Source organism: Defluviicoccus vanus (assembly GCF_014672695.1).
Lineage (GTDB): Bacteria > Pseudomonadota > Alphaproteobacteria > Rhodospirillales > Defluviicoccaceae > Defluviicoccus > Defluviicoccus vanus.
The window spans coordinates 2,792,970-2,819,551 of the sequence record NZ_CP053923.1; the positions used below are offsets into that span (position 1 = coordinate 2,792,970).

Here is a 26,582-nt window from a genome sequence, read left to right on the forward strand (position 1 = left end):
GCACAAGATCATGGCAATCGGCCGAAAACGGGTAAACTCGCGCAGAAGGACATCTTCTCGTCGCGTATACACCCCAAAAGGACTATATACCTTTAGCCCATTCGAGCTATTTTGTCCAGACATAACCATGATTGCGTGCAGCATTTGCTCGCGGCTACGCCAGACAATCGCCCTGCGGCACAGCGCCCGCCGCCTTCAAATGCGGCGTTATCCCACCGGCCGGCGCTTGGCATCGATCAGCCTTGGTGTATGATCCCGCGCCATCCAGACAGCGGAGATGGCATGGAAATTCAACAGGCGCTGGCATTCGACGATGTGCTGCTCGTCCCGGCCGCGTCAGACGTGCTGCCGTCCGATGCAGATACGCGCACCCGGCTGACGCGGCGGGTCAACTTGGCGATCCCCCTGGTTTCGGCGGCCATGGACACGGTGACCGAGAGTTCGCTTGCCATCGCCATGGCGGAAGCGGGCGGACTGGGCATCGTCCATAAGAACATGTCGCCCGAGCAGCAGGCTGCCGAAGTCCGGCGGGTGAAGAAGTACGAATCCGGCATGGTGGTCGATCCGATGACCATCGGTCCGGACGCGTCGCTCGCCGATGCCCTGGCGTTGATGAGCGCGCACAAGTTTTCCGGCGTACCGGTGGTGGAGGACGGCAGCGGTCGGCTGCTCGGCATCCTCACCAATCGCGATGTCCGCTTTGCCGACAACGTGTTGCAGCCGGTGAGCGAGCTGATGACCCGCGATACCAGCGACAAGCCGCTGGTCACAGCTCGCCTCGGCGTCGATCGCGGCGAGGCGAAGCGCCTCCTGCACAAGCACCGGATCGAGAAGCTGCTGGTGGTCGATGACGACTACCGCTGCATCGGCCTCATTACGGTTAAGGATATCGAGAAGGCAGAGCGCACGCCGAATGCCTGCAAGGACGAGCATGGCCGGCTGCGGGTCGGTGCGGCGACCGGAGTGGGCGAAGCTGGCTTCACCCGGGCTGAGTTGCTGCTCGAAGCCGACGTGGACGTGGTGGTCGTCGATACCGCGCATGGCCATTCCCAAGGCGTCATCGAGTCGGTGCGGCGGATCAAGCAGCTCAGCAACTACGCGCAGGTGATCGCCGGCAATATTGCCACCCCCGAAGGCGCCGAAGCGCTGATCGCTGCCGGTGCCGACGCGATCAAGGTTGGCATCGGTCCGGGTTCGATCTGCACCACCCGGATGGTGGCTGGTGTGGGCGTGCCGCAGTTCAGTGCCATCGTCGAGGTTGCCGAAGTCTGTCGTCGCCATGATGTGCCGCTGATCGCCGATGGCGGCATGCGCTACTCGGGCGACCTGGCGAAGGCGATCGCCGCCGGTGCCGACTGTGCGATGGTCGGATCGCTCTTTGCCGGCACCGACGAAAGCCCGGGCGAAGTGTTTCTCTACCAGGGCCGCTCCTACAAGCTCTATCGCGGCATGGGCTCGCTAGGGGCGATGGCGCGCGGTTCTGCCGACCGCTACTTCCAACAGGAGATGACGAATACGCTGAAAATGGTGCCGGAGGGAATCGAGGGGCGGGTGCCGTACAAGGGGCCGCTCGGCGCGGTCATTCACCAGTTGGTGGGCGGCCTGCGGGCGGCCATGGGCTACACCGGCAACCGCGATATCAAGGCGATGCAGACCGGCTGCCGGTTCCGACAGACGACGACCGCCGGCTTGCGCGAGAGTCACGTGCACGATGTGACGATCACCCGCGAGGCTCCCAACTATCAGGTGACCGAATGAGCCGCCGTGCCGACAGGGCGCCACAACCAGGCGGGTGGACGGTATGACCGAGCGAGTGCTGATCGTCGATTTCGGTAGCCAAGTAACGCAGCTCATTGCGCGCCGCGTACGCGAACGGGGTGTCTACAGCGAGATTCATCCCTTTCATAAGGTGAACCAGGCCTTCATCGCTGCCTACCAGCCGCGGGCGATCATTCTCTCCGGTGGTCCGGCCTCGGTAACCGAAGCGGGGGCGCCGCGTGCCGACGCGGCCATTTTCACCGCCGGCGTCCCGGTCCTCGGCATCTGCTACGGTCAGCAGGTGATGGTTGAACAGCTGGGCGGGAGGGTCGAAAGCGGCCACGCCCGGGAGTTCGGTCGCGCCGACGTCGACGTGGTCGATGCTTGCCCGCTGTTCGAAGGCGTCTGNGGGGAGGGGGCTCGCGAGCAGGTGTGGATGAGCCATGGCGACCGGGTAACGACGCTGCCGCCCGGTTTCCGTTCCGTCGCCGTTTCCTCAGGCGCGCCTTACGCTGCCATTGCCGATGACGTTCGCCACTTCTACGGCGTCCAGTTTCATCCCGAGGTCATTCACACTCCGCATGGCGCCGAGCTGCTGGCCAATTTTACCCGCCGGGTCGCTGGATGCGTCGGCGACTGGACGATGGCGGCCTTCCGCGAGCAGGCGATCGCCCGGGTGCGGGCTAAGGTGGGGAGTGGCCGGGTTGTTTGCGGTCTCTCCGGCGGCGTCGATTCGGCGGTGACCGCGGTGCTGCTGCACGAGGCGATCGGCGATCAGCTCACCTGCGTGTTCGTCGATACCGGGCTGTTGCGCCAGGGCGAGGCGGACGAGGTGGTGGGGTTGTTCCGTGGCCACTACAACATCCCGCTCATTCATCGCGATGCCTCGGCGCTGTTTCTCGGCGAACTAGCTGGCGTCATTGATCCGGAGGCGAAGCGGAAAGTCATCGGCAAGGCGTTCATCGACGTCTTCGAGGCCGAGGCACGCCAGCTTGGCGATGCGCGCTTCCTCGCCCAGGGGACGCTTTATCCGGACGTGGTCGAATCGGTCACCGTCCATGGCGGCCCGTCGGTGACGATCAAGTCGCACCACAACGTCGGAGGCCTGCCGGAACGAATGAACCTGGCGCTGGTAGAGCCGCTGCGCGAGCTGTTCAAGGACGAGGTGCGGCTGCTGGGCCGCGAACTGGGCCTGCCGGCGGTGTTCGTCGACCGGCATCCCTTCCCCGGTCCGGGCCTAGCGGTGCGCATCCTTGGCGAGGTGACCGCCGATCGGGCCGATCTGCTGCGACGCGCCGATGCGATCTTCATCGATGAGCTGCGCCAGGGCGGCCTCTACAACGCCATCTGGCAGGCGTTTGCCGTCCTGCTGCCGGTACGCACCGTCGGGGTGATGGGTGACGACCGTACCTACGATCATGTGGTGGCACTGCGCGCGGTTACCTCCACCGACGGCATGACTGCCGACAGCTACGCCTTCGACCATGCCTTCCTCGCCCGCGTTGCTATTCGCATCGTCAACGAAGTCCGCGGCATCAACCGCGTCGTCTACGACGTAACCTCCAAACCNCCCGCCACCATCGAGTGGGAATGATTTTTGCCCCTCCGGGCGTATCCGATAACACGCCACAATGCGACATAAAACATTGAAGTAAATGAGAAAAATCCTCTATACGTTTCGCGGTCTATCGCCGGGTTAGCCTCAAAAATGACGGTATGGCTGACGGTATAGCGAATCTTGTCTCAGCTCCAAATCACATATACCGTCAGAGGCAAGAGAGCTTATGACGGTATATTTTCTGGCCTAATTTGCTGTAAAATAAGGGAAAATATACAATAGGAACGGTCATTTTCGGCCTGACGGTATAATCGGGCGCTCTCCGGTATGTTTGGACCAGTCTGGAGGGTGCTGATGTTGACCGACGCAGCCATTAAGGCGCTGAAACCACAAAGTAAATTATACAAGGTCGTGGACCGTGACGGTATGTACGTCGTGGTCCAGCCGTCAGGCACGATCGTGTTCCGCATGGACTACCGGCTGAACGGCCGCCGGGAGACTTTGACATTGGGCCGGTACGGCCCGGCTGGTCTGTCTCTGGCGCGCGCGCGAGAGAAGGTGGTCGATGCCCGGCGGGCCATTTCGGAAGGTCGCTCGCCTGCGCAGGAGAAGCAGCGCGAGAAGCGTCGCCTCCTAGAGGCGAAGAGTTTCGGCCAGTTCGGTGAGCGCTGGCTTCAGGAAGCGCGAATGGCGGACAGCACGCGCGCCATGCGCCGATCGATCTTCGAGCGCGACATTCTTCCGGCGTTTCGCAACCGGTTGCTGCCCGAGGTTCTACCGGAGGATTTGCGCGGGCTGTGCGCGAAGGTGAAGGAGCGNCGCGGAGCGCCAGCAACGGCGGTCCACGTTAGAGACATCGTGAAGCTGGTCTTCGCCTTCGCGATCCTGCATGGCGAGAAGGTCGCCAACCCGGCCGATGAGGTTGGTCCGGCGTCGATCGCGACCTTCGTGCCGAAGGACAGATCGCTGTCTCCCGCCGAAATCCGCATCATGTTCGGCCAACTTGAGCATGTCCCCACGCTGCCGACGATCCGGCTCGGGATGAAGTTGTTCCTGCTGACGATGGTGCGAAAGAGCGAATTGCAGGATGCGGTCTGGGATGAAGTCGATTTCGAGAACGCCGTCTGGTCGATCCCGAAGGAACGGATGAAGCGCTCGAAGGCGCACAACGTCTATCTGTCGCAGCAGATGCTGGACATCTTCGTCGCTCTCAAGACTTGCGCCGGCAACTCGAAATACGTCCTCCCGTCGCGCTACGACGCCGACGCCCCGATGTCGCGCGCGACCTTCAACCGGATTACGACGGCGGTCGTGGCACGGGCCAAGAAGGAGGGACTGCCGCTTGGGGCGTTCACGGTCCACGACCTGCGCCGGACGGGCTCAACCCTGCTGAACGAGCTGGGCTTCAACAGCGACTGGATTGAAAAGTGCCTGGCGCATGAGGACGGACGATCCTCGCGGGGCATCTACAACAAGGCCGAGTACGAACATCAGCGTCGGCACATGATGCAGGAATGGTCCAATCTGGTGGATGCCTGGGTAGCGGGTCAGAAATATACCCCGACGCTTTATCCGCCGACGATGGACCTGCTCACGCCCGAACCGAATGTTTGATGGGGCGGGTCTTGCGTAGATGGACATCGGGAATAGGCGCGCGCTTCACAGCCTTGGCGCGTGAGGCGCGGCGCCGTTCCTCTAGCCAAGCCTCGACTTCGGCAAGATCCCAGACCACGCAGCGGGACGTGAGATAGAAGCGCCGCGGAAATTCGCCGCGCTGCTCCATGTCGTAGATGGTGGTGTCGGCCAGCGGGACTATTTCCCGAAGTTCTTGCCGCCGGATGGTCCGTGTGATGGCGGGCTGTGCTTGTGGTTTCATCTGAAGACGCCTTCTACTCATCTGCCGAGATGGATAGAAGGCGATAGACGACGCTAAATGAAAGCTCGAATTGACGGGCGTAGAAGCGTGTCGCGCTCTGGCGTGCATATCGGACAGGGCGTGGAAGCCGCGCTGCGTCACCTTGGCTTTCGGTCCTGATTATCCGGCTGTCTTGCGATACCGCCCTTTCCGGCGTGATCCAACGTAACTAATGAGACCTGCCTCTTTGAGCGTGGCGATATCCCGGCGTGCGGTTTTCAGGCTCACCGTCCATGCTGCCGCAATCCCCCTGGCGTCGCACCGGCCTTGCGCGACTCGATCCAGGAACCAGCGCTGCCGCTCATTGAGCCCGGCCTGATCAGGGACATTAATAGGGTCACGTTCAGGGACATGATTAGGGTCATTTTTCGGCCCGTGTGCCGCCGCTCTCCCGCCAGCGGCTTCGCCGTCCGCATACGCTTCGCGGGCTCGTGCGAGCGAAATGCGATCCACGGGCTCGGTCAGCGGTATCGCTGCTGGGCTTTCGATCAGGCCGAGAAAGAAGGCTCTGATAACCGGCGACGTGACCACGAGGCGCAAGAAATACACGGTGTCCGGCCCATGCTGTCCCGATAGCCAATGCTTGACGGTCCTTTCGCTCGCGTCGGTTTGGCGCATGAGCTGTTTGATCACGCGATGGCTGTCGCCAAGCTCCTTGCGCAGCAGCTCGGCGATGGTCCGCGCGTAGATTTCGCGCCTCTCGAGAACGCCTTTCCATAGGGGTAATTTCCTGCCCGTTTTCGGCAACATCTTCCGTTTTCTCCGCAGTTAAACTGGCTTTCGAGCGGAGAGGCGGCAGAGGCCCGCCATGTGCTGCGGCGGTAGGTCGCCCGGACCGCCGCAGTCATGTTTAGGAGGGCGCGATGAGATGAACCGGAGGCTTTACGATGATGATCGGTCAGGGCAGCCGGAGCGTCCCCTTCGAGCTGCCGAATACGTCCGCATGTCGACGGACCATCAAAAGTATTCGACCGAAAACCAATCCGACGCGATCAAGCAATATGCGGAAGCTCGTGGAATCGAGATCGTCAAAACCTATGCCGATGCCGGGAAGAGCGGACTCAAGATAGAAGGGCGCGATGCGCTCCAGCAGCTCATCGAGGATGTGAAATCCGGGATCGCCGATTTCACGCTGGTGCTCGTCTATGACGTCAGCCGTTGGGGGCGATTCCAGGATGCCGACGAGAGCGCCTATTATGAATATCTCTGCCGACGCGCCGGCATCGCCGTGGAGTATTGCGCAGAACAGTTCGACAACGATGGCAGTCCGATCTCCACCATCGTCAAGGGCGTCAAGCGCGCGATGGCGGGCGAATACAGCCGCGAACTTTCAACCAAGGTGTTCGCGGGTCAGGGCCGGCTGATCGAGAAGGGCTATCGTCAGGGTGGGCCAGCAGGCTTCGGCCTGCGGCGGACCCTGATCGACGAGCATGGAACCACCAAGGGGTTCCTTGAGCGGGGCGAGCATAAGAGCATCCAGACTGATCGAGTGATCCTGACACTCGGCCCTGCCGAAGAGGTCGATCTAGTCCGTGAAATCTACCGGGCGTTCGTCCATCAGGGATACAGCGAGAGCGAGATTGCGGCCGATCTCAACATACGAGGTATTTCCACCGACCTTGGGCGACCCTGGACTAGGGGAACCGTCCACCAAATTCTGATCAACGAGAAATACGTCGGCGACAATGTATGGAATCGCCGCTCCTTCAAGCTGAAGAAAAAGCGCGTCCAGAACGATCCCGAGATGTGGATCAGGGCGCAGGATGCGTTCGCGGCCGTTGTCGAGCGCGAGCTGTTCGAGGCGGCCCGGACCATAATCGGTGCGCGCTCCTTCCGCCTGAGCGACGAGGAGATGTTGAAGTCTCTGAGGAAGCTCTACCAGCAACAGGGTTTGCTCTCCGGCATCGTCATCGATGAATGCGACGGGATGCCATCCAGCAGCGCCTACAGCTCGCGCTTTGGCAGCCTGCTTCGCGCCTACGGCCTCGTGGGCTTCACGCCGGAACGCGATTACCGCTACGTCGAAATCAACCGTGAACTGCGGAAGCTCCATCCCGACATTCTCCGTGAGGTGCTCGACGGATTGCGGGCCACGGGCAGCGATGCCTGGCAGGACCTTCAGACCGACCGGGTGATCGTGAACAACGAGTTCAGTCTCTCCGTGGTGGTGGCCCGCTGCATGGAGACGCCGACCGGGCTGCTTCGGTGGAACCTGCGCTTCGATACTTCGCTCGCGCCCGACATCACGGTCGTCGTGCGGATGGACAGCGCCAATCGCGCGCCGCTCGACTACTACCTGTTCCCGCGCATCGACATGCTCTCCGAGAAGCTGCGGTTGGGAGAGGATAATGCGCTCGGGCTCGACGCCTATCGGTTCGACGGCCTCGACCTTCTCTACGACATCGCCACGCCCATTCCTCTCGCGGAGGCTACCTGATGCCTGCCGTTCGCCCGAACCGTATCGAAATGATCCCCATCTCCCGGATCACGGTTCTGAACCCCCGTGCGCGCAACAAGCGCCAGCATCGGGAGATCGTGAACAACATCGAGGCCATCGGTCTGAAGCGGCCGATCACGGTGAGTCGCCGCGATGGGGCAGGCGGGCCGAGATACGATCTCGTCTGCGGTGAAGGTCGGCTGGAAGCCTTCCAGATGCTGGGCCAGACCGAGATTCCAGCCGTGGTGATCGAGGCCAGCGAGAGCGAATGCCTCGTGATGAGTCTGGTCGAGAACATCGCCCGGCGCACGCCGCGCCCCATCGATCTTATGAAGGAGATCGGTGCGCTGCGGTCTCGCGGCTTCAACGATACGGCCATCGCGGAAAAGATTGGCGTAGGGGCATCCTGGGTGAACATGATCGCCTCGCTACTCGAGCGTGGCGAGGAACGGCTAGTGTCCGCCGTCGAAACGGGGCTCATTCCGATCACCCTGGCGATGGAGATTTCCAAGGCCGAGACGGAAGAGGCGCAAAACCTGCTCCTCGACGCCTATGAGACCGGCAAGCTTAGAGGCAAGAAGCTCGCCGCGGTTCGCCGTCTGCTCGAAATGCGGATGCGGAGCCAGCGCAAGGGCGGATTGCCTGCTGGGCGGTTAGGCCGGAAGGGCACCGGCGTCCGCCGGATGACGGCCTCCGATCTCATGCAGGTCTATCAGCGTGAGGCCGAAAAGCAGCGCCTGCTCGTGAAGAAGTCGGACTTCACCCAGACACGGCTGCTGTTCGTCGTCGAGGCGCTGAAGGATCTGCTCGTCAACGACGGCTTCATCAACCTGCTGAGGGCGGAAGGGCTGGCGACCATGCCTCGCGCGCTCAAGGCCCGCGTGTCGGGAGGCGACTATGACTGAAGGACAGAAGGACCAGGATGACGGCCGCATCCACCTCGGCTTCGACCGCGATTTTCTGACGATCCCCGTCGCGGCGATCGTTCCGCTAAAGACGTTGCCGCCCGGCGCCAGGGAGAGCCGGTCCTACTCGCAGGTTCTGAGTTCGATCAAGGCGATCGGCCTGATCGAAGCCCCCGTCGTCATGGCCGACAAAAAGAGCGCCGGAACCTGGTTTCTCCTCGACGGCCACCTTCGGCTGGAGGCGCTGAAGGAACTTGGTATCGCCGAGGTCGAGTGCCTGATCGCTGCTGACGACGATACCTATACCTATAACAAGCGCGTCAATCGCATCCCGCCCATCCAGGAGCATCGGATGATTGCGCGCGCGATGGACCGGGGCGTGTCATCGGCCGACATCGCCGCCGCTCTGAACCTTCAAGTCGAGTCCGTGCTACGGCGTTTCAAGCTGCTCGAAGGGATCAGCCCCGAGGCGGCCGAGATGCTGAAGGACACACCTTGCTCGATGAAGGTGTTCGACATTCTGCGTCAGATGACGTCTGTGAGGCAGATTGAGGCCGCCGATCTGATGATCGGCCAGAACAATTTCACCGTCATGTTCGCCCGAGCCTTGCGCGCGGCCACATCCGAAAACCAACTAGTGGCTGCCAAGCAGGGAAAGGGGCGAGGGAAGACGACCCCCTCCAGCCAACAGATCGCCCGCATGGAGCGGGAGCTGGCGGCGCTCCAGACTCAAGTGAAGTCGGTCGAGGAAACCTACGGCATCGACAATCTGCATCTGACCGTCGCGCGCGGATACATCGCCAAGCTCCTTGCGAACAATCGGGTGGTTCGCTGGTTGGCAGTCCACCAGCAGGACTATCTCGCCGAGTTTCAGAAGATCGCCGAGATCGACACACTCGGCCCGATGGCAGAACCGCCTACAGCCTGAACTGAGAATGGGGACCCGGACCCGATAAGCGCGGGGACCATGGGAGAAGCCGCACTTTAGGGCGGATCAAGCATGGCGGTGGGAATGGCGGCGAACCCGCATGAAGCCCACCAGGCTGGCCGACATATAGCCAGCCGCATGAGGGGTAATTTGCCTCTCATGAACGAGACGGCGGGCGTGTCGGGAGCGCCGACCGGCACGCCCGCCATTTCTGGTGAGCGAATCCGGGCCAAGGTGAACGAAATCATCGTGCCGGCCAGTTGGAAGCCTCTGGCTCGAGCCGGATTTGCAGATCGCCAAGCAAGCTCGGTTCCATGCCGTTGCCGGCCAGAGTTTGCAGGTAGTCGAGCAGGTCGTCCTGCCGCGGTTGGCCAAAGGCTAGACGATAGACCGTGAGGCTGCGCTTGAGCCAGGCTAGCCGCGTGACTTCCCGACTGAACGGCAGCATCGGCACGCGCCGCTCGACACGCACGGAACCTTCATAGATCCAATAGGGAATGAGATCGGTGTCAACCGCCGCCTCGGATCGCGCGCGCTCGAACATCAACTTCCACGGATCGCTAGGCGCTTGGCCACGCCCCCTGACGACGCCGGCCTGGCGCTCGGCCAGGTTGAGGCGCACGGCATGGCCCTTGAAGCGGTGGACCCGGCCTTCGCGCTGCTCGAGATCCACCGGGTTGCCCGGCAAGTTCCAGTGATAGACGCGATAGCAATAGGGATGGAAGTCCAGCCCTTCTTGGCCGACCGACGTGGTGGCGAGAACGAACGGCCGGAACGGTGAGTTGAAGGCGTCACGCACGCCTCCGAGCCGCGCGACGGCGCCGTCTTCGTCTTTGTAGTCGGCAAGCCGCATGGCGAAGCGGCCGCGCATCTGGAACTTGCTGATAGCAAGGGACTCTTCCTTGACCTGCACGTCATCGACGTCGATCTGCGACGGGCGGATGGCTAGGGCTTGGGCCATGGCGCGAGCGACACCGACTGCGCGATCCTCGGCTGGCCGGGCGCCGAGACCTTCGGCATCGACGAGGTAGTGTGCGTATTCATCCAGAACCGCCTGTAGGTTTTGCTGGGCGCAATAGACCAGCACGCGGCGCCAGTAATGATCGTCGGTATCCCGTCGTAGCAAGGCGACCGCGTCATGCTGATTGAACAGCGCCCGGAACGACCAGGCGACTTCAGCGGCAGCGCTGAGCAAGCGCGGGTCATCCCACGCCAGCTCGGGTGCGATCCGCTTGAGGGCGCGAAGAGCGCAGACAGCCGGACTGCCGAGCGCGACGTCAACCAGCAGGTCCAAAAGATCGTCCGACAAAGCGCCGATGTCGCGCGTCTTCACCGCTGCCGCCAGTTCGGCGACATGATCGTGGAAGGCGTCTTCGCTCGCCAGGGCGCGCATGCCGTGGGGCGTCTCCAGCCAAGCGCGGGATCGCGCGCCTAACAGATCATCGATCACGGCTGGGGCGGCCCACTCGGCGCTGTGCGCGTCCTGATGCGACACCGCGCCTTCCTTCAAGGCACCGAGGACGGGCTTGAGGCGGTCGCCCACAGCGGAGCGCATTCCCTCCAGCGACAAGGCGGCTCCCGTTTCACTGAACACCGCCAGCGGGTCGGCCAGCTCGGCCAGCGCCGGCGAGGGATAGATCAGCAGCAGCGCGCGCAGACCAGCGAGCCGGCCGTGATCCTGCCGAAACTGCAAGGGGCGCAGGCGATGCTGCTCGAAATAGCGCCGGCCGGATTCGCCGACGCCCATGCGCCGTTCGGCTTCGTAGGACAGCAGAGCTGCGATTGCATCGGGCACCATGGACCAGGACGAAAATATCAGCGCCTTGGTCAGGGGCGCCCCGGCTCGCGCCTCGCCGTAATAGGGCATGGCGGCGGGTATCCAGAGATTCTGTTCCAGGTGCTGGCCGAAGATGTCGTCCATGATCGCGCGCATGCGGCCGTTGGCCGGGTCCAGCGGCGCATAGGCGTCGATGGCGTCGTGATCGAGCATGGCCGGTCGAGCCGCCTGGATTGCAGTGCGGAGCACGGCCGAAGGCGCGTCGACCTGGTCTTCCAGCAGCCGCTTCAGGCTGTAGTGGCGCATGAAGTTGAGCAGATAGGGCGAAGACTTCCAGTATTCGATGATCTCCGGCGCATCGAGCGTGCGCGCCACCTGAGAAACGGCGGATGCCTGCGCGAGGTCGGCGGGCGCGATCGAGACCGTGATGGGAGGCTCGCTCATCATGGAGTTGCGCTCGACCGTGGATGCGACCCGCTCGGTTCGGGCGATCACACGGCGCAGGCGCCGTTCGATGGTCTGGCGGGTCTCGACCGCTGAGGCATGTGACTGTGGCAGGGCATGCAGGAGGCGGCGGAAGGCGCGCATTTCACGCGCCAGCGTGGCTGCCACCTCCGGCCCCTTTTCCCGGCCGTAGAGGAAACTCAAGGTCTCAAGGAAGTCCTGATAGTGGTCGCCTTCGTCGGGCTCGTCGCCGGCGAGCGTGAGCATCCGGTAGGGTGTGGCTGAGAGCAGCAAGGTGCGGGCAGCGTGCCCGTCGCCTCCCGAGTAGTCGAACAGTTCGCGCGCGAGGATCGCCGCGTCGCTGTCGCCATGCAGCAGATCCCGGAATCGTTGGAACTCGTCCATGATGATGAGGTCGGGTTGCAGCGCATCCACGCAGGCGTGGGACAGCTTGGCGCGGAGCCGGGCGACCAGGCTGTTGCGGGGCTGTGTCATTTCTGCGGGATAGGTGTCCCGACGGCGCGGGAAGAGTTCGCAAACCCGTTCGAGTTCCTCGAAGAGGTCGCGATCCGCCTGCACGTCGCGGCGGAAACGCTCGATGATGCGCTTGTCGACGCCTTCGAGGGTGAGGTTGTCCACGGCGCGGTTCCAACCCTCGACGCCGGCCGTGACCTGCAAAAGGTTGTGCAGGCCACGCGGGCGCGTAACGAGGTCGCGCAGGAGATGGAGCAGCAAGGCGCGTTCCTGTGTCACGCCCGTCGCGGAGCGCAGATCGAAGGTCGTGCCCGGCGTCAGGCTGATGAAGTTCACCCTGTTGGCGTCGAGGCCCGCCTGATCGCGCAGTTGCAGGGGAACGAGCGTCATGCGGGTCGGCAGGGCCAGCTCGCGCCGCCCGAGGACGTTCAGCCGGTTGANGTTCTGGGCGGCGATCGCCTGGTTCGAGCAGATGTAGAGGATGTCGATTCGCTTGGTGTTGTCCCACAGGTGTTCGATCATGCGGGCGATGACCCCGCGCGCCACCATCGTTTTGCCGAGGCCGACTTCGTCGGCGACCAGGAACTGGCGGACAGGATCGTCCTCGCCGTAGAGCCGATCGAAGACGTAGTCGACGGTGCGCCGCTGAAAGACCTTGAGGGGAGCGAGCGCCGCGTCGGCGCGAAACCGTTCATTCGGCATGCGCAGCATCCTGCGTGGCGAGCGCAATTCGGAATGTGTTCCAGAGTGTGCGGAACTCAGCCGGAATCGGATCGGTATCGTCACCGTCGCCGGTTTCCAGGCGTGCGATCAGCCGTTCGATGGCGCGAAGCTGGTCGCCGCCCCGGCAGAAGGCCCGAACCATCTCCTCGAGGATGGGCGCGTCGTCGCTTGCCGCGCGCCAAGCGCCCTGACCTGACCCGTCCTGCGCCGCGAGGGCGGCGGCGAAGGGATCGCCTAATTCGGAGAGGAGCAGGCGGAGATAGCGGAAGAAGGCGTCCTTGCTGTCGATCACCCAGCGCAGGATGGCGGCGTGGCGCTCTGCGGGCAGCCCCTCCATCATGAGCCCGGTGCTGAACAGGATCGAGACGTCTTCCGTCTCGTCCGTCAGGTGACAGGCAAGGAACCGGGTAAGGTCGACCAAGGGCATTGCGCCAAGGTCGGCGGGCTGTCCCTGTCGGAGCGGCTCCAGCACATCGCGCGCATGTCCTTCGCCCCGCGTGATCGGCCAAACTCGCAGCGTACCGAGCCCGGTAAGGTGCAGCGGTTCGGACGGGATCAGCCAGACCCGCCAGACCGGCGCGCCATCGGCGGCGTGCTCGCCGCGCTCGCAACGGAGCGTGAGGCCGCTGCGGCAAATCTCGCGCCGGGCCTGATCCAAACGAGCCTCGGCGGCTCGTTGCGCGGCATCGGCGGCTCCCGTCTCGTCGCGGACGAACGGTCGCGTCAGCCGGCCAAACCCCTTGTCGCCGAGGATTTCCTCGACGCTGCCGACCCGCGACCGCTTCCCGGTCAGGGTGGTGAAGATCTCGACATTGCTGCCGGTCAGCAGCGCCGGCCGCGTGGCGTTTCCCGAGCCGACCGTGATCGCGGTGTCCCAGCCGCGTTCGGCGATGAACGCCTTGGCATGGAGCCCTTGCAGGGCGGCTGCGTCCTCTTCCTCGCCATCTTCCGTGGCCGCCATTTCGTCGAGCACGGCCACGCGGGCAAAGCCATCGAGCGTGGCGCCGGGCACCTGGGCGAGTTCGTCGGATCGCCCGATGAAGATGGGCTTTTCGGCGCTGGCCAGACCGGCGAGCATCGACAAGGTTTGATCGTCGCAGAAGGGCGAGACGACGCCCAGCCGAACGCAGGGTTCCGGGCGCCATGGCTTTCCGCCGAGGCCGTTGACGGCGAAGGAGACGCTCTGGAACGGTTCGGGCAGGCTCCATTCGGCGCGGCGCATGTCTTCGGCCAGGTCATCGACAAGCGTCTTCGTTCCGTCGGGAACGCCCACGGTCGCGAGGTCGGGGAGCTGGCGAAGGAAGTCGGCGACCGGGCGATTGACCGCCTTGGGCTGCTTGGTGATCACGCCGTCGAGGGTGGCGGCAATGTCCCATGAGCGGTCGCGCGTCAGGTTTCGGGAGAGAATGAGCAGACGCAGGCGGGCGGGGTCTTCGGGCCGCAACGGCGTGAAGCGCAGCGCCCACATCTTGGGGTGGAAGGCTCCGCCTTGAGGGGCGGCGACCTCGACGATGATGCGTTCGAGCAGCGAGCAAAGGCGGGAATGTGGCCGGGCGCTCGCCTGGATATGGCCGGCGTCGGTGAAGACGACGAGGCGGCCGGCGATGCGCTCGGCGCCTTCCAGCAGCGCCAGAGGATGAGAGAGAATGTCGTCGCGGTTCTCGGCGGCGAAGAGCGCCAGACTGACCGGCACGGCGAGCGCCGTCTCGAAGTCGAGCGAGAAGGTCGTGGCGACCGCCGCGTCAAAGACATAGCCCGCCGGCGGCTGAAGATTCGCACCGTAGAGCGTTCGCTGTTCGGGATCGAGGCTGCGCCTATTCAGCATGGGCGAGATCCCGCAGGTGGGATTTGGCCTGCGCCCAGCGGTAGCTGAGGCGGTCTGCGCCCGATGCGCCGGTCCAGCGGTCACGGACAGCGTGATTGGCGTAGCGGGACTGGCCGGTCTTGAGCCGGCGTTCGCGCTCCTCGACGAGCCGCCGCGCCGCGGGCGCCGAGATTATCTGCTCCGTCCCGGCCAGAACCAAATCGCGCCACTCGCTCACGAACCGCTTGGCGGCCGGTCGGACGGCGTGCGCCGGATGCTCCACGACATTCCAGAAATCATCGAGCGACCACGCGCGGACGGCGCTGGTATCGAGTTGGTCGCTCCAGGCTTCAAGCCGAGCGCGATAGTCCTCGATCCAGTCGTTGCGCTGGCGCAGCTCGCTGAGGGCGAGGTTATAGAGCAGCGCGGCGCCCTGCATCACATGGGAGAAGATTTCCCCATGCTGGACGAGGCGGCGCGCTGCGGATGGAAACGCCGACAGATGGGGGTGCGTCCAGATATAGTCGCAGTCTGCGTCGATGCCTTCGCGTGCCAGCATCGTGAGCAGTGCGGTGGGCTGGCTGGCGATCAGGCGGTCGATGATGAATTGCGCCTCGTCGGTGGTCAGGCGGAAGACGGCGTGCTCAAGCAGGTCGCCGGGCATCTGGGGCAAGGCCGGATTCCAGACGGCGGGCGTCTGGGCGCCGGCCAGAGCGTCTTCGCCGCTGGATGCGCCGCGCGACCGGCTACGGCCACGCAAGGCGACGAACAGACTGTCGAGCGAGCCCGGAAAGACCCGGATGCCCCACGCGCCCAGACCAGCCCAATAGACGGAACTCGGCAACCGCTGGAGCCGTGGTCCTGCATCCCGGCCGATGATGCCGTTGGACTCACCGCCGGCTTTCAGGGCGTCGGCAAGTCGGATTTCGGTGTCGCGCGCCTCGGTGCGGAGCTGCGCTTCAGGGACTTCGCGCTTTTCCAGCGCCCGATAGAGCCAGGGAATGAACAGCATGTATCGCAGGCGCGTCTGGATCGTGCTCGTGCCCGGAAAGAGGTGATCGGCGATGGAATCCCGGATCGCCCCCAGCCCCAACTCGTCGCGGGTCTCGCGCTCCTGAAAGAGCGCCATGATGCGCTGCGCGCGCTGCCGCTCGGCTTCATCGAAATCGATCCAAGCAAGAGACGACATGGGCTCAGGCCGCCTCGCTCTCGGTCGGCTTCGTCGGCAGGACGGGAATGACGGTGCAGGAGGTCATCAGCACGATCAGTCCGCGCTCGGCTCCGGTCATGTCGAGATAGGCCCGCACCTGCGCGCGATAGTGATCGAGCGTTCCCGGCGCCGGCGTCACATCGCTTTTCCAGTCCACGATGACGGCGGGGCGGCCCTCGGCCGTCAGGGTCAGGGCATCGGCGATCCCTGCCGTTGCGGTTTCCACACCGTCGGCCGCCTGAGCGGCATAGACAGGAAATTCGGCCAGAAGACCCGGCCGCAGGGCCGCGATGTCAGGTAGAGCCAGGGTCCGGGCGACACAGGCCGCTAGTTCCTGCGCCGACAGCCCCGTCGCCGGGTCGGCGACCGGAGACTGGCCGAGGGCGCGGATGAGGTGGCCAGCCCGTTCGGTCAGGGCGGCTTCCGCTTCTGGGATTTCGCTGGTCAGCACCTCTTCCATGAGCTTGTGGAGGATCAGCCCACGCTCGCGGCCGCCCTGCACGAGGACGGCTGCTTCCAGCTCGGNGGGCTGATCGTCGGCCGATCCCGTCCAGAGCGCGGCTTCCTCTTCCCGCAGCACGGTCCCGGCGGCGTTTTCGTCACGGCTGGGCGCGAGCCAGGTCAACCGCGTCTGCGCGACCGCGATGGCTTCGGCTTCGGTGGCGAAGCTCACGCGCGTCTGGGTGTTGCCTGCGCCCGCACCTGCGGCCGCGAGACCGGCAGGCAGGTGAGAGACGTCCAGGCCGGGCAAGTCGGCGAGCGACAGATCGACGAGACCGATCCAGGCCAATTTCGACGGCGTGGCGTCGAGCCGGGGCAAGACGAGGAGTTCGCGGGCGCGGGTGGCCGCGACATACCAGAGCCGGATGCGTTCGCGGTCGAGCTCCTCCTTCTCCGCCTGGCGCGCGGTTTCGTAGCCCTCGGGCACGACGCCCAGGACCGGGCAATAGAAGGTCTCGGTCTGGCGGTCGATCACGGCGCTGTCGGGCGCCATGACGCCGGTCATGGTGTTGACCGGAATGACGATCGGCCATTCCAGCCCCTTGGCCGCGTGCATGGTGAAGAGCGCGACCGCTTCCTCCTGGGCGTCGGGCCGTCCCTCGACGGCGCGGGCCTCGTCGAACCACGCCGCTGTCATCGCCTCGGCGAAGGCGCGCAAGCCGCGCACTGCGTAGCCGGTCGACAGGCTGAGATAGAGATCGACATTGGCGAGCGCGCGCTCGGCCTGGCCGCGATGGCGCTCGAGGAGGAGCGGACGGACGCGCAACACGTCCACGGCCTGCGAGAGCAGCTCGTGCGGGGTCGTGCTGTTGCCGCGCCGGGAGAGCGATTGCAGCCGCTCGATGACTTCGCGCGCGAGCGGGTGCGCGATGACGGCAGGATCGATGCTGAGATCCAGGCGCGGAATCCGATCCGGCTGTTCCTCCGAGCGCGGAAGTCCCCAGATGATGTCCAGCAGGTCTTCTTCGGTGAGGCCGACCAGAGGCCCGCGCAGCAGCGCGCCGAGCGCCAGGGTGTCGCGGCGGTCGGCCAGAACGCGGGTCAGCGCGATCAGATCCTGGACCTCCTGGCGACGGAAGAGCCCCTTGCCGGCTTGGGTCGCGACAGGGATACCGCGGCGTTCCAGGGCTTCCTCATAGCGCCACAGCTCTGCGCCGGTTGGCGCCAGCAAGGCGATGTCGCCCGGCTGGCAGGGGCGCTCGGTGCCGCTGCGACGGTCGATGATGGTGTGGCTTTCGATCAGCCGGGCGCACAACTCGGCGATGGCGTCAGCTTCGGCGTCGCGCTGCTGTTCGGCGCTGGCCTTGCCGTTTTCGTCGGCCACGGCGATGTCGAGAGCCGCCACGCACAGGCCGCTCCGATCGTCATGGAACGGGTCGAGAGCGGTGAAGCCCGGCTGGCCGTCGGCCGAGAGCGCGGCCTCGAAGCGCTCGTTGACGAAGGTGAGGATCGAGGCGCAGGAGCGGAAGTTGGTGGAGATCGACAGAAGGCTGCCGGAGTCCTGGGCGCGGAAGGCGTCGCGCGCCTGCACATAGGCGCCGACATCGGCGCCCCGGAAGCGATAGATCGCCTGCTTCGGGTCGCCGACCAGGAAGAGCGCGCCCGGCCGGATTTGGAACTGGGTCCAGTCGTCATCGCCATCGACCGGCTCGCCACACAGCCGCCAGAAGATTTCGGTTTGCAGGGGATCGGTGTCCTGAAACTCGTCGACGAGGACATGGGCGAAACGCTGTCCCAGCGCCTGGCGCACGGCGTCGTGGTCGCGCAGCAAGTCGCGCGCGGCGAAAATCAGATCGTCGAAATCGAGCAGGGCGCTGGCGCGCTTGTGATCGCGATAGCGTTGCAGGATCGGGCGCGCTTCGTCGATCAGCGCCGTCAGGGCATGACCGGCGGCGGCCTGCGCCAGCGTGGCCCAAGCGTCGCAGCAGGCGGTGTAGTGGGTCTCGGCGGCGTCGTTCAGCCGGTCGCCATCGGCCTTGGAGAGACCGGCCTGCTTGGCTGCGGCGGCCCATTTGCCCTTCTTGCGATAGGAGGCAAAGACCCCGGCCTTGGTGCAAAGGTCCGGGTGGGGCCGGGAGGTCAGGAGTCGGACGAGGCCCGCAGGCGTCGCGGGATCGGGACCGTTCGCCAAGGCGGTCGCCATTTCGGCCAGCCGCTCGACGATCGTCACCGTTTCCGGTTCGGCTGTCGCCACGCCATCCATGAAGCCCGCGAAATCCGCAGCGGCCTGTCGGAAGGCCGTCAGATGGCTGTCCAGCGGAGAGACGGGCGGGGCCGAGAGCGTGCGGCGGCGGCGCAGATTTTCGGCAATCTTGTGGATGAGCGCCACGGTCTCACCGGGGCTGTGCAGCACCATCTCGGCCAGGATGCCGCCCTGGCCGCCAGACAGGCGTTCGCGCAGCCAGCCATCGACAATCTCGAGGAAGGTGAGATCGGCCTGGTTGCGATCCATGACGCCGGCGCCGGGATCGATGTCGGCCTCCGCTGGATAGGGCTTGATGAGACGCTGGCAGAAGCCGTGGATGGTCGAGCAAGTGATTTCGTCAATCGCCGCGCTGGCGGCCGCGAGATTGTCGCGCTGGGCCTGGGACAGACCATTGGGCAGCGCCACACGCAGTTCGGGCGCGATCTTGCCGGCCGTGAGGTCGGCGACAAACTCCCGGACGCGCGACAGCAGCTCGCTCGCGGCGAGTTCGGTGAAGGTGACGGCGGCGATGGCGCGCGGGGAGACGCCTTCGGCGAGCATAACGGCGATGCGGCCGGCCATGACGGCGGTCTTGCCCGAACCCGCGCCGGCCTCGACCAGGATCGACCGATCATGGAGGTTGATCGCATCGCGGCGCGCGCCGTCGTCCTTCAGCACCTTGGATACGCTGCTCATCATTCCGCCTCCCAGACCTGAGCGACTTCGCCAAGCCGCTCCGTCGCGGCTGACATTTTGCGTTTGCAATAGGTGGCGCTGGCGTTGGCCGGCAGGGCGAAGGCCAGGTCGTCGTAGTCGCCGCCAGTATCCGGGCCAGGCAGGGCTGCGCCGCCGGCGAGACTTGCCCGTGCGGCGCGCAGATAGCCGGTGATCTCCGCCAGCACCGCTTCGGGATCTTCGAGCTGAAGATCGACAGGCTCGCGCGGATAGAGCAGCGAGGCGCTGATGGCGACGTCGCTGCCGAGAAGCGCCTTCACCGCGAAGGCATAGAGGCAGCGTTGAAGCTCGCGTCCGCCATTGAGGCGGATCTCGCTGCGCGGTGGACGGCCGGTCTTGTAGTCGCGCACCAGCGCGCGCTTGCCGTCGCCCGAGATGTCGAGCCGGTCGATATAGCCAGCGATGTTGAAGCCCGCGTCGGGAATCGTGACCGGCTTGGTCGTGTCCCAAGGCGTTTCCGCGTCGGACTTCGGTTCCGAGCCGCCGAAGGGAACTTCACCATAGGAGCGTGCGCCCGGCAGGACATCATCGCCATAGGACAGGGCGCGGCCCGCCATCACGCTAGCGTCGTCGAGGGTGCGCCCCCAGATGACGGCTGGCGGAACCGGACGCTCGCTCTCCCAATCGGCGGCGACGGCCTGCGCAGCCTGCGCCACCGCCGCGTCGATGGTGCCCGTGTCGGCGGAGGCAAGGCCACCTCCGGTTTCGAGATCGCGCAGGGCGCGGTCGAGAACCATGTGGACGAGATCACCGATCCCCAGTGCATCGAGCACGAGAGGTTCGGCGCTGCTCTGCGGTTCGCGCCATCCGAACGCATAGACCCACACGAAGCTGAGTGGATTGCGCAGCAGGCGGCGCAGCGAGCTGGCCGACTGGGTGCGGTCAAGGATGGCGAGAACGAGCGGATGGTCCGCCCGCACGAGCCCATCATGGGNGGTGATCTCCGCCTGCCGCCAGTCGCGCCAGCAGCCCTGCGCGCTGACCGCTTGCGGATCTGCGGCGAACTCCTGGGGCCGGGCCATGAGACGGTCGGTTTCGCTGAAGGCGTGCGCTGGCGTCGCGTTGCGGCGCAGATAGGTTTCGTCGCCGCGTCCGGCGAGCAGAGGGCTACGCCCCAGCAGACGCCCGTCGCTATCGCGCCGGGCGCGCGACAGAACGACGGTATCGACCGTCGTGGCGAGGATTGTCTCGAAGTCGCGGCGGTCGGCGAGATTGACCGGCAGCGGATCGAGCACCGGGGTCGAGATGATGTGATCCGGGATCAGGCGGTCCTCGGCGATCCCGCGTGGCCAACGCGAGGAATTGAGGCCGAGGAGCCGCACGAAGCGGCGGGGCGACGCGGCGAGCGCGCTGGCGGGCATCCAAGCGACGCAGACGCACGCCTCCAGCCCGTCGTCCTGCTTCAGGGTTTCCAGTGTCGCGTCGATCGAGACCGCGGGGCCGGCGAGCAGCGCCTTGCGCCAGATCGCGAGCGCTCGGCCCTTGAGGAAGGCTTCTCCGATTTCGCCGGCGCCGTCCGGCCCTTTCGCTAGGGTTTCGACCGCTGCGCGCAGCGCCGGAGCATGGTCGGCGCCGTCGGGCCAGTCTTCCGGCGTCAACCGGGTCAGCAGGCGGTTCCAGGCGCCCTGCGTCGAGAGCGGCGCATCGGTCGGCAGGACCCGCAGCCAGCCTTCGGGCAGGGACTCGAAGGGCTCGCTGTCCCGGCAGAGCGCCGCGAGGCGGCGTAGCCGCGACTGCGATAGGCCGCGGATCACGATGTCGGCGAGTGCTGCGGCCGCCTGGCCCTCGCGGGTGGTGACGGTGCGGACGCCGTGGACGAAGTGAAGATCGATGTTTGCGTCGGCGCGCAGGGCCAGGAAGTGATCGTCGTAATCGGCGGGCGATGCCGTTGCGATGGCGATCTCCGAGGGCGAGACGCCAGTTGCGAGCAGGCTGCGCGCCCAGCGCATCGCCTCGATGGTCTCATGATAGGCCGTCGCCGCGCTGATGGCGCTGATCCCTGGCGTTTGCGCCGGTGCGCGCGTGATCGTGACGCCGGCGCCGTCCAGCCATGCGGGAACGCTCCTCGGGCCGGCCGTCCACTGCACGGGGATATGCACGGTGAGGGCCTGGAGCAGCGGCCGCCAGCAGGGCGAAAGTTCGGTAAGGCCGACGATCTCCATCGGGCCGAGGACCGCTGGCGCATGAGCAATGCGGGCGGTCGCGGCTGCAACGATGTCGAGAGGCCGCATCATGCCGGGCGGAAGCTGGTCGAGGACGGTCGTTTCCAGGCGCGCGATAGCGGCGAGACGCGGATGGTCGCCCGCGCGTGCGGCAAGATCGATGCCCGCACGCCAGGCTTTGTGCAGGGTGTCGGCCGCTGCGTCGATCATGCCGGGAAGATCCTTAATGCTCTCAAGTTCGCCCATCGGCGTGGCGGGTAGGACCGCCTGGATGGCCCCGCGTAGGCTCTCGTCATCGATAGGACGGACAAAGCCGCCGGCCAGCCGGACGGCGGCCTGCTCGAACGACATGATCTGGAGGCCGTGACGACCGTCACGGCTCGCCGCCAGCCGGCTCTCCCGCATGGCGAGGCGGCCGTGAACGACCAGAGTGGAACGGTGCGCGATGGTCATGGCCGCCCTCCTTCCGGGTTCTGCTCAAGGCTTGGCGCAGGAGTGGCGGTCTGACACTTGAAGCTGTGCTGGTGCATTGTCTGGCCCCTTGCCCGTGTCCAATCGCCCATTGACGAAAGCCCTTAATGGGAATAATAATTACACGGACTATGATGGATTGTCCATATAGTTTTTATGCTCACTTATGCGAGGCGGAAGCAATGGCAGAGGCCGCGACGGCGTTGAAATGNGGGGTAGGGCGCCGACTCGAGTTCATCGAGTTCCGGCTGTTCTGGGAAGGCTCGATCAACCGGGCCGACCTCGTTGAGGCGTTCGACGTGTCGGTGCCGCAGGCGTCCAAGGATTTGACGCTCTATCAGGAGCGTGCGCCGGGAAACATGGAGTATGACACCCGCGCGAAGCGGTATGTCGCCGCCGAAAAGTTCGTTCTGCGCTTCCTTGAGCCGGACCCTTACATTTATCTCTCGCAGCTTCGCTCGGTCGCCGAAGGCGCCGTGCCCGCGAGCGATTCGTGGATTGCGGCGCTTCCCAGCGCCGATGTCGCACTGACCCCCAGGCGAGACATCGACATCGGGGTTCTGCGCAAGATTCTCGACGCCAACCGCGAGGGCGTCTCTGTCGACGTCTTCTACCAGTCGATGAACAAGGTGCGGCCCGATCCAATCTGGCGGCGGATCACGCCGCACGCCTTCGGCTATGACGGCTTCCGCTGGCACACGCGCGCCTATTGCCATCTTGAGCACAAGTTCAAGGATTTCCTGCTGCCGCGCATCCTCGACGTTGGCGCGAAGGGCGAACCGGGCGTTCCGGGCGAGCAGGACTGGCTCTGGAACAACTATTTCGATGTCATCATAGGCCCGCATCCAGGGCTTACGGCGAGCCAGAAGAAGGTCGTCGCAAAAGATTATGGGTTGGATCAGGGAAACGGTGTGCTCTCGGTCCGCTACGCGATGCTCTTTTATGTTTTGAAGCGGCTCGGTTTGCTTGGTGACGCCGCGAAACAGAGTGCCCATACACAGCATATCGTGACAATAAATCGCAAAGAAACTGAAGCCGCGCTTGAGAAGGCGGAGCTTCAGCTATGAGAATATCGGGAGGCGCCGACTGATGGCGGCAAGGCTTGAGGAAATAAAGAACGGCGCATCCGTGCGGGGCATTGCTTCGGCGCAGGCCGTGCATGTGATCTCGGTGGACTGGATCGGCGATCAGGCGATCAACGTCGTTTACCGCGATCACAACGGTGCGGTGGCCGAGGCCGTTCTGTACCGGGACGACGAGCACCGTCTTGAAGTCGAGCAGAACGGACGAGCCTGGTCGTTCGACGCCGACGGCGCCTTGCTGCGTTTGGTGACGGAAGCCAACCGCATCAAGCTGGCGCACTATTTCGACCCGTATTTGGCGATCCACACAAGTCTAGTCGATCCGCTGCCGCATCAGATTTCGGCGGTCTATGGCGAGATGCTGCCGCGGCAGCCGCTTCGTTTCCTCCTCGCCGACGATCCCGGCGCAGGCAAGACGATCATGGCCGGGTTGCTGATGAAGGAGTTGATCGCCCGCAGCGATCTCGAACGCTGCCTCGTCGTTGCGCCGGGCAGCCTGGTCGAGCAATGGCAGGACGAACTCGGCCAGAAATTCAACCTCGAGTTCGACATCCTTTCCCGCGACATGATCGAGAATTCGCGGTCGGGCAACCCGTTCAGCGACCGGGATCGGCTGATCGTCCGCCTCGACGTGCTGGCGCGCAACGAGGAGCTTCAGGAAAAGCTCATGAGCGCGCGCGAATGGGATCTGATCATCTGCGATGAAGCCCACCGCATGTCGGCCACCTATTTCGGCGGCGAGGTAAAATATACGCGGCGCTATCAGGTCGGCCAGAAGCTCGGCCAAGTCTGCCGGCATCTGTTGCTCATGTCGGCGACGCCGCACAACGGCAAGGAAGAGGATTTCCAGCTCTTCATGGCCCTGCTCGACGGCGATCGGTTCGAGGGCCGGTTCCGCGATGGTGTCCACTATGCTGACACCGAAGACATGATGCGGCGGCTGACGAAGGAGGAATTGCTCAAGTTCGATGGCCGTCCGCTCTTTCCCGAGCGGCGAGCGCGGACAGTCAAATACCAGCTCTCGGAAGGGGAGGCCGCGCTTTACACGGCCGTCACCGAATATGTTCGCACCGAGATGAACCGCGTGCAGCGCTTCGCTGAGGGCGACGGGAAGAAGCGCAACAACGTCGGCTTCGCCTTGCAGATTCTTCAGCGGCGCCTCGCCTCGTCGCCGGCCGCCATCTACCAGTCCCTCAAGCGGCGCCGGGAACGGCTGGAAAACGAGCTGGGCGAAGCGCGCCTTGCCGCCAAGGGCCGCCGGTCCGACGCAACCGAGCCGGCGATCAACGCCGACATGCTGTGGAACATCGAGGAGTATGGCCAGGAGGAGATCGATGAGCTTGAGGATCTGATCTCGACGGGCGCGACGACCGCCGAGACGGTCGAGCAACTCGCCCTGGAGGTCGAGACCCTGAAGGGGCTGGAGACGATGGCGCTTGGCGTTCTGCGCTCGGGCGTGGACACGAAATGGAGCCAGCTCAATCGGATTCTCGACGACGATTTGATGGTCGACGCGGCTGGCAATCGCCGCAAGCTGATCATCTTCACAGAGCCCAAGGACACGCTGCATTACCTGCTCGACAAGGTGCGCGCGCGGCTCGGCAACCCCGAGGCCGTGGAGGTGATCCACGGCGGCGTTTCGCGTGAAGAGCGGCGTAAGGTCGTCGAGCGCTTCATGCAGGACAAGGACATGCTGGTCCTGATCGCCAACGACGCGGCTGGCGAAGGCGTGAACCTTCAGCGCGGCCACCTCATGGTCAATTACGACCTGCCGTGGAACCCGAATAAGATCGAGCAGCGGTTCGGCCGTATCCATCGCATCGGCCAGACCGAGGTCTGTCACCTATGGAATCTCGTCGCGGCCGATACCCGCGAGGGCGAGGTTTACGCGCGGCTGCTGGAGAAACTGGAAGCTGCGCGCGAGGCGCTCGGCGGCCGTGTCTATGATGTGCTCGGCGAATTGTTCGACGGCGTGGCGCTCAAGGATTTGCTGTTCGAGGCGATCCAGTATGGCGAGCAGGAGGACGTCAAGGCGCGCCTCTTCCAGCAGGTCGATGGCGCAGTCGACCAGGCGCATCTGCTCGAACTGCTGCGTCGCCGCGCTCTGACCAACGACACTATGCCGGAGGCGAGGGTCGAGGAACTGCGGCTTGAAATGGAACGGGCGGAAGCGCTGCGCCTACAGCCGCATCACATCCAGAGCTTCTTCGTCGAGGCGTTCCAGCATCTGGGCGGTCGGATCAAGCGCCGCGAGGAAGGGCGCTGGGAGATCACAAATGTCCCGGTGCGTATCCGCGAGCGCGATCGCCAGATCGGGACCGGCGCGCCGCTTCAAACACAATATGAGCGGATCTGCTTCGAGAAGGACAAGATCAATCAGCAGCCGGTCGCCGCCTTCGTCTGTCCCGGCCATCCGCTGCTGGAAGCGGTGATCAGCCTGATCCGTGAACAGTATGAGCAGATCATGCGGCAGGGCGCGATCCTGGTGGACGACACCGATACCGGCGACGCGCTGTCGGCGATTTTCCTGCTGGAGCATACGGTCCAGGACGGTCGAGTCACCAGCGCCGGCAAGCCGCATGTGATTTCGCAGCGGCTCCAGTTTGCTGCCATCGACAAGGCCGGAAACACCGTCAACGCCGGCATCGCACCGCATTTGAATCTGCGCCCCGCCAGGCCGGAAGAGGTCGCCAGCGTTCGCGATCTTCTGGACGAGAGCTGGCTGACTACCGATCTGGAGAGGGCCGCAATCCGGTTTGCGACGGTCGAGCTGGCGCAGGGCCATGTCGCCGAGGTCAAGGCGCGGCGCCTACCCGAGATCGAAAAGGTTGAGCAGGAGGTTCGCGCCCGGCTCAAGAAGGAGATCAATTATTGGGACTCGCGTGCCTTCGAGCTGAAGGAGGAGGAGCGCGCTGGCAAGAAGACGCGGGTGAATTGGCAGAACGCGCAACGACGGGCTGAAGATCTGGCAGATCGGCAGAAGCGCCGCATGGATCAGCTTGAGCGGGAGCGGTTCATCTCATCGCAGCCGCCNCGCGTGCGGGGTGGCATGGTGGTCATTCCGCGGGGCTTGTTGGAAGCACGCCAGTCGCCAAGCGTCCCGGACCATTTCGCAGAAGACCCGGCCGCTCGCCGGGTTATCGAGCTTGCGGCGATGGAGGCGGTCATGGCGGCCGAGCGGGCGCTGGGCAACGAGCCGGCCGACGTCTCCGCCCAGAAGATCGGCTACGACATAGCTTCCCACGATCCGAGGGCGGGGCATCTGCGTTTCATCGAGGTCAAGGGACGCATCGATGGCGCCGACAGCGTGATGGTCACGCGGCAGGAGGTCATCACCTCGCTGCACGAGCCGGAGAAGTTCATTCTCGCCATCGTGCCGGTCGCCGCCGGCTTCGCCCATGCACCGCGTTATGTGCGCGGCCCGCTCGTCGAACGGGAGCCGTCGTTCCTCGAAACTGCAATCCAGTTTGACCTCCGGCGCCTGCTGGAGCGGGCGCAAGAGCCGGCATAGGG

General features: G+C 64.7%; 15 protein-coding genes. 8 read left to right on the forward strand and 7 right to left on the reverse strand.

Annotated elements, in window-relative coordinates:
- Window positions 1–282 precede the first annotated feature (282 nt).
- The 3 genes from guaB (at window position 283) to HQ394_RS12620 (ending at window position 4,930) form a co-directional block, all read left to right on the forward strand.
- Entirely contained in the window at window positions 283–1,758 is a 1,476-nt protein-coding gene (guaB, locus tag HQ394_RS12610; protein WP_190260556.1) for an IMP dehydrogenase, read from the forward strand.
- Window positions 1,759–1,801: 43 nt separating this feature from the next.
- Entirely contained in the window at window positions 1,802–3,352 is a 1,551-nt protein-coding gene (guaA, locus tag HQ394_RS12615) for a glutamine-hydrolyzing GMP synthase (RefSeq protein WP_190260557.1), read from the forward strand.
- A 318-nt stretch (window positions 3,353–3,670) separates the two neighbouring features.
- Window positions 3,671–4,930 (forward strand): tyrosine-type recombinase/integrase, encoded by a 1,260-nt coding sequence (locus tag HQ394_RS12620; RefSeq protein ID WP_190260558.1) that lies wholly within the window; start codon window positions 3,671–3,673, stop codon window positions 4,928–4,930.
- On the opposite strand, the gene HQ394_RS12625 is transcribed toward HQ394_RS12620, so the two are convergent.
- A complete protein-coding gene (locus tag HQ394_RS12625) occupies window positions 4,908–5,192 on the reverse strand; it encodes a helix-turn-helix transcriptional regulator (protein WP_190260559.1) in 285 nt (94 codons plus the stop codon). The genes HQ394_RS12620 and HQ394_RS12625 overlap by 23 nt on opposite strands.
- Before the next feature lie 159 nt (window positions 5,193–5,351).
- Entirely contained in the window at window positions 5,352–5,981 is a 630-nt protein-coding gene (locus HQ394_RS12630; protein ID WP_190260560.1) for a Fic family protein, read from the reverse strand.
- Between the two features lie 118 nt (window positions 5,982–6,099).
- Between HQ394_RS12630 and HQ394_RS12635 the strand changes: the two genes are divergently transcribed.
- The 3 genes from HQ394_RS12635 to HQ394_RS12645 are packed head-to-tail and all read left to right on the forward strand — an operon-like array spanning window position 6,100 to window position 9,501.
- Window positions 6,100–7,668, forward strand: a complete 1,569-nt coding sequence (locus tag HQ394_RS12635) for a recombinase family protein (protein ID WP_223291561.1) — start codon at window positions 6,100–6,102, stop codon at window positions 7,666–7,668.
- Window positions 7,668–8,573: a plasmid partitioning protein RepB C-terminal domain-containing protein gene (locus HQ394_RS12640; protein WP_190260561.1), complete on the forward strand. Its 906-nt coding sequence runs from the start codon at window positions 7,668–7,670 to the stop codon at window positions 8,571–8,573. The genes HQ394_RS12635 and HQ394_RS12640 overlap by 1 nt, the downstream gene beginning before the upstream one ends.
- Complete coding sequence (locus tag HQ394_RS12645; RefSeq protein WP_190260562.1) at window positions 8,566–9,501, forward strand: plasmid partitioning protein RepB C-terminal domain-containing protein; 936 nt, start codon at window positions 8,566–8,568, stop codon at window positions 9,499–9,501. Before HQ394_RS12640 ends, HQ394_RS12645 begins: the two co-directional genes overlap by 8 nt.
- A 244-nt stretch (window positions 9,502–9,745) precedes the next feature.
- Here the strand turns inward: HQ394_RS12645 and HQ394_RS21205 are convergent, their stop codons facing one another.
- From HQ394_RS21205 to HQ394_RS12670, 5 genes are all read right to left on the reverse strand, one after another.
- Window positions 9,746–12,907, reverse strand: coding sequence for a helicase-related protein (locus tag HQ394_RS21205; RefSeq protein ID WP_456151425.1), 3,162 nt, complete (start codon window positions 12,905–12,907; stop codon window positions 9,746–9,748).
- A complete protein-coding gene (locus HQ394_RS12655) occupies window positions 12,888–14,612 on the reverse strand; it encodes a phospholipase D family protein (RefSeq protein WP_223291562.1) in 1,725 nt (574 codons plus the stop codon). Before HQ394_RS12655 ends, HQ394_RS21205 begins: the two co-directional genes overlap by 20 nt.
- A 121-nt stretch (window positions 14,613–14,733) precedes the next feature.
- Window positions 14,734–15,912 (reverse strand): DUF6361 family protein, encoded by a 1,179-nt coding sequence (locus tag HQ394_RS12660; RefSeq protein WP_190260565.1) that lies wholly within the window; start codon window positions 15,910–15,912, stop codon window positions 14,734–14,736.
- Between the two features lie 4 nt (window positions 15,913–15,916).
- On the reverse strand, window positions 15,917–19,318 hold the full coding sequence (locus tag HQ394_RS12665; RefSeq protein WP_456151426.1) for a UvrD-helicase domain-containing protein: 3,402 nt from the start codon (window positions 19,316–19,318) through the stop codon (window positions 15,917–15,919).
- A complete protein-coding gene (locus HQ394_RS12670; RefSeq protein WP_190260566.1) occupies window positions 19,315–21,969 on the reverse strand; it encodes a PD-(D/E)XK nuclease family protein in 2,655 nt (884 codons plus the stop codon). The genes HQ394_RS12665 and HQ394_RS12670 overlap by 4 nt, the downstream gene beginning before the upstream one ends.
- Before the next feature lie 377 nt (window positions 21,970–22,346).
- Between HQ394_RS12670 and HQ394_RS12675 the strand changes: the two genes are divergently transcribed.
- Both HQ394_RS12675 and HQ394_RS12680 read left to right on the forward strand, forming a co-directional pair.
- Complete coding sequence (locus HQ394_RS12675; RefSeq protein WP_456151604.1) at window positions 22,347–23,054, forward strand: WYL domain-containing protein; 708 nt, start codon at window positions 22,347–22,349, stop codon at window positions 23,052–23,054.
- Between the two features lie 22 nt (window positions 23,055–23,076).
- Window positions 23,077–26,580 carry a helicase-related protein gene (locus tag HQ394_RS12680; protein ID WP_190260568.1) on the forward strand — a complete coding sequence of 1,168 codons (3,504 nt, stop codon included), beginning with the start codon at window positions 23,077–23,079 and terminating at the stop codon, window positions 26,578–26,580.
- Window positions 26,581–26,582 lie beyond the last annotated feature (2 nt).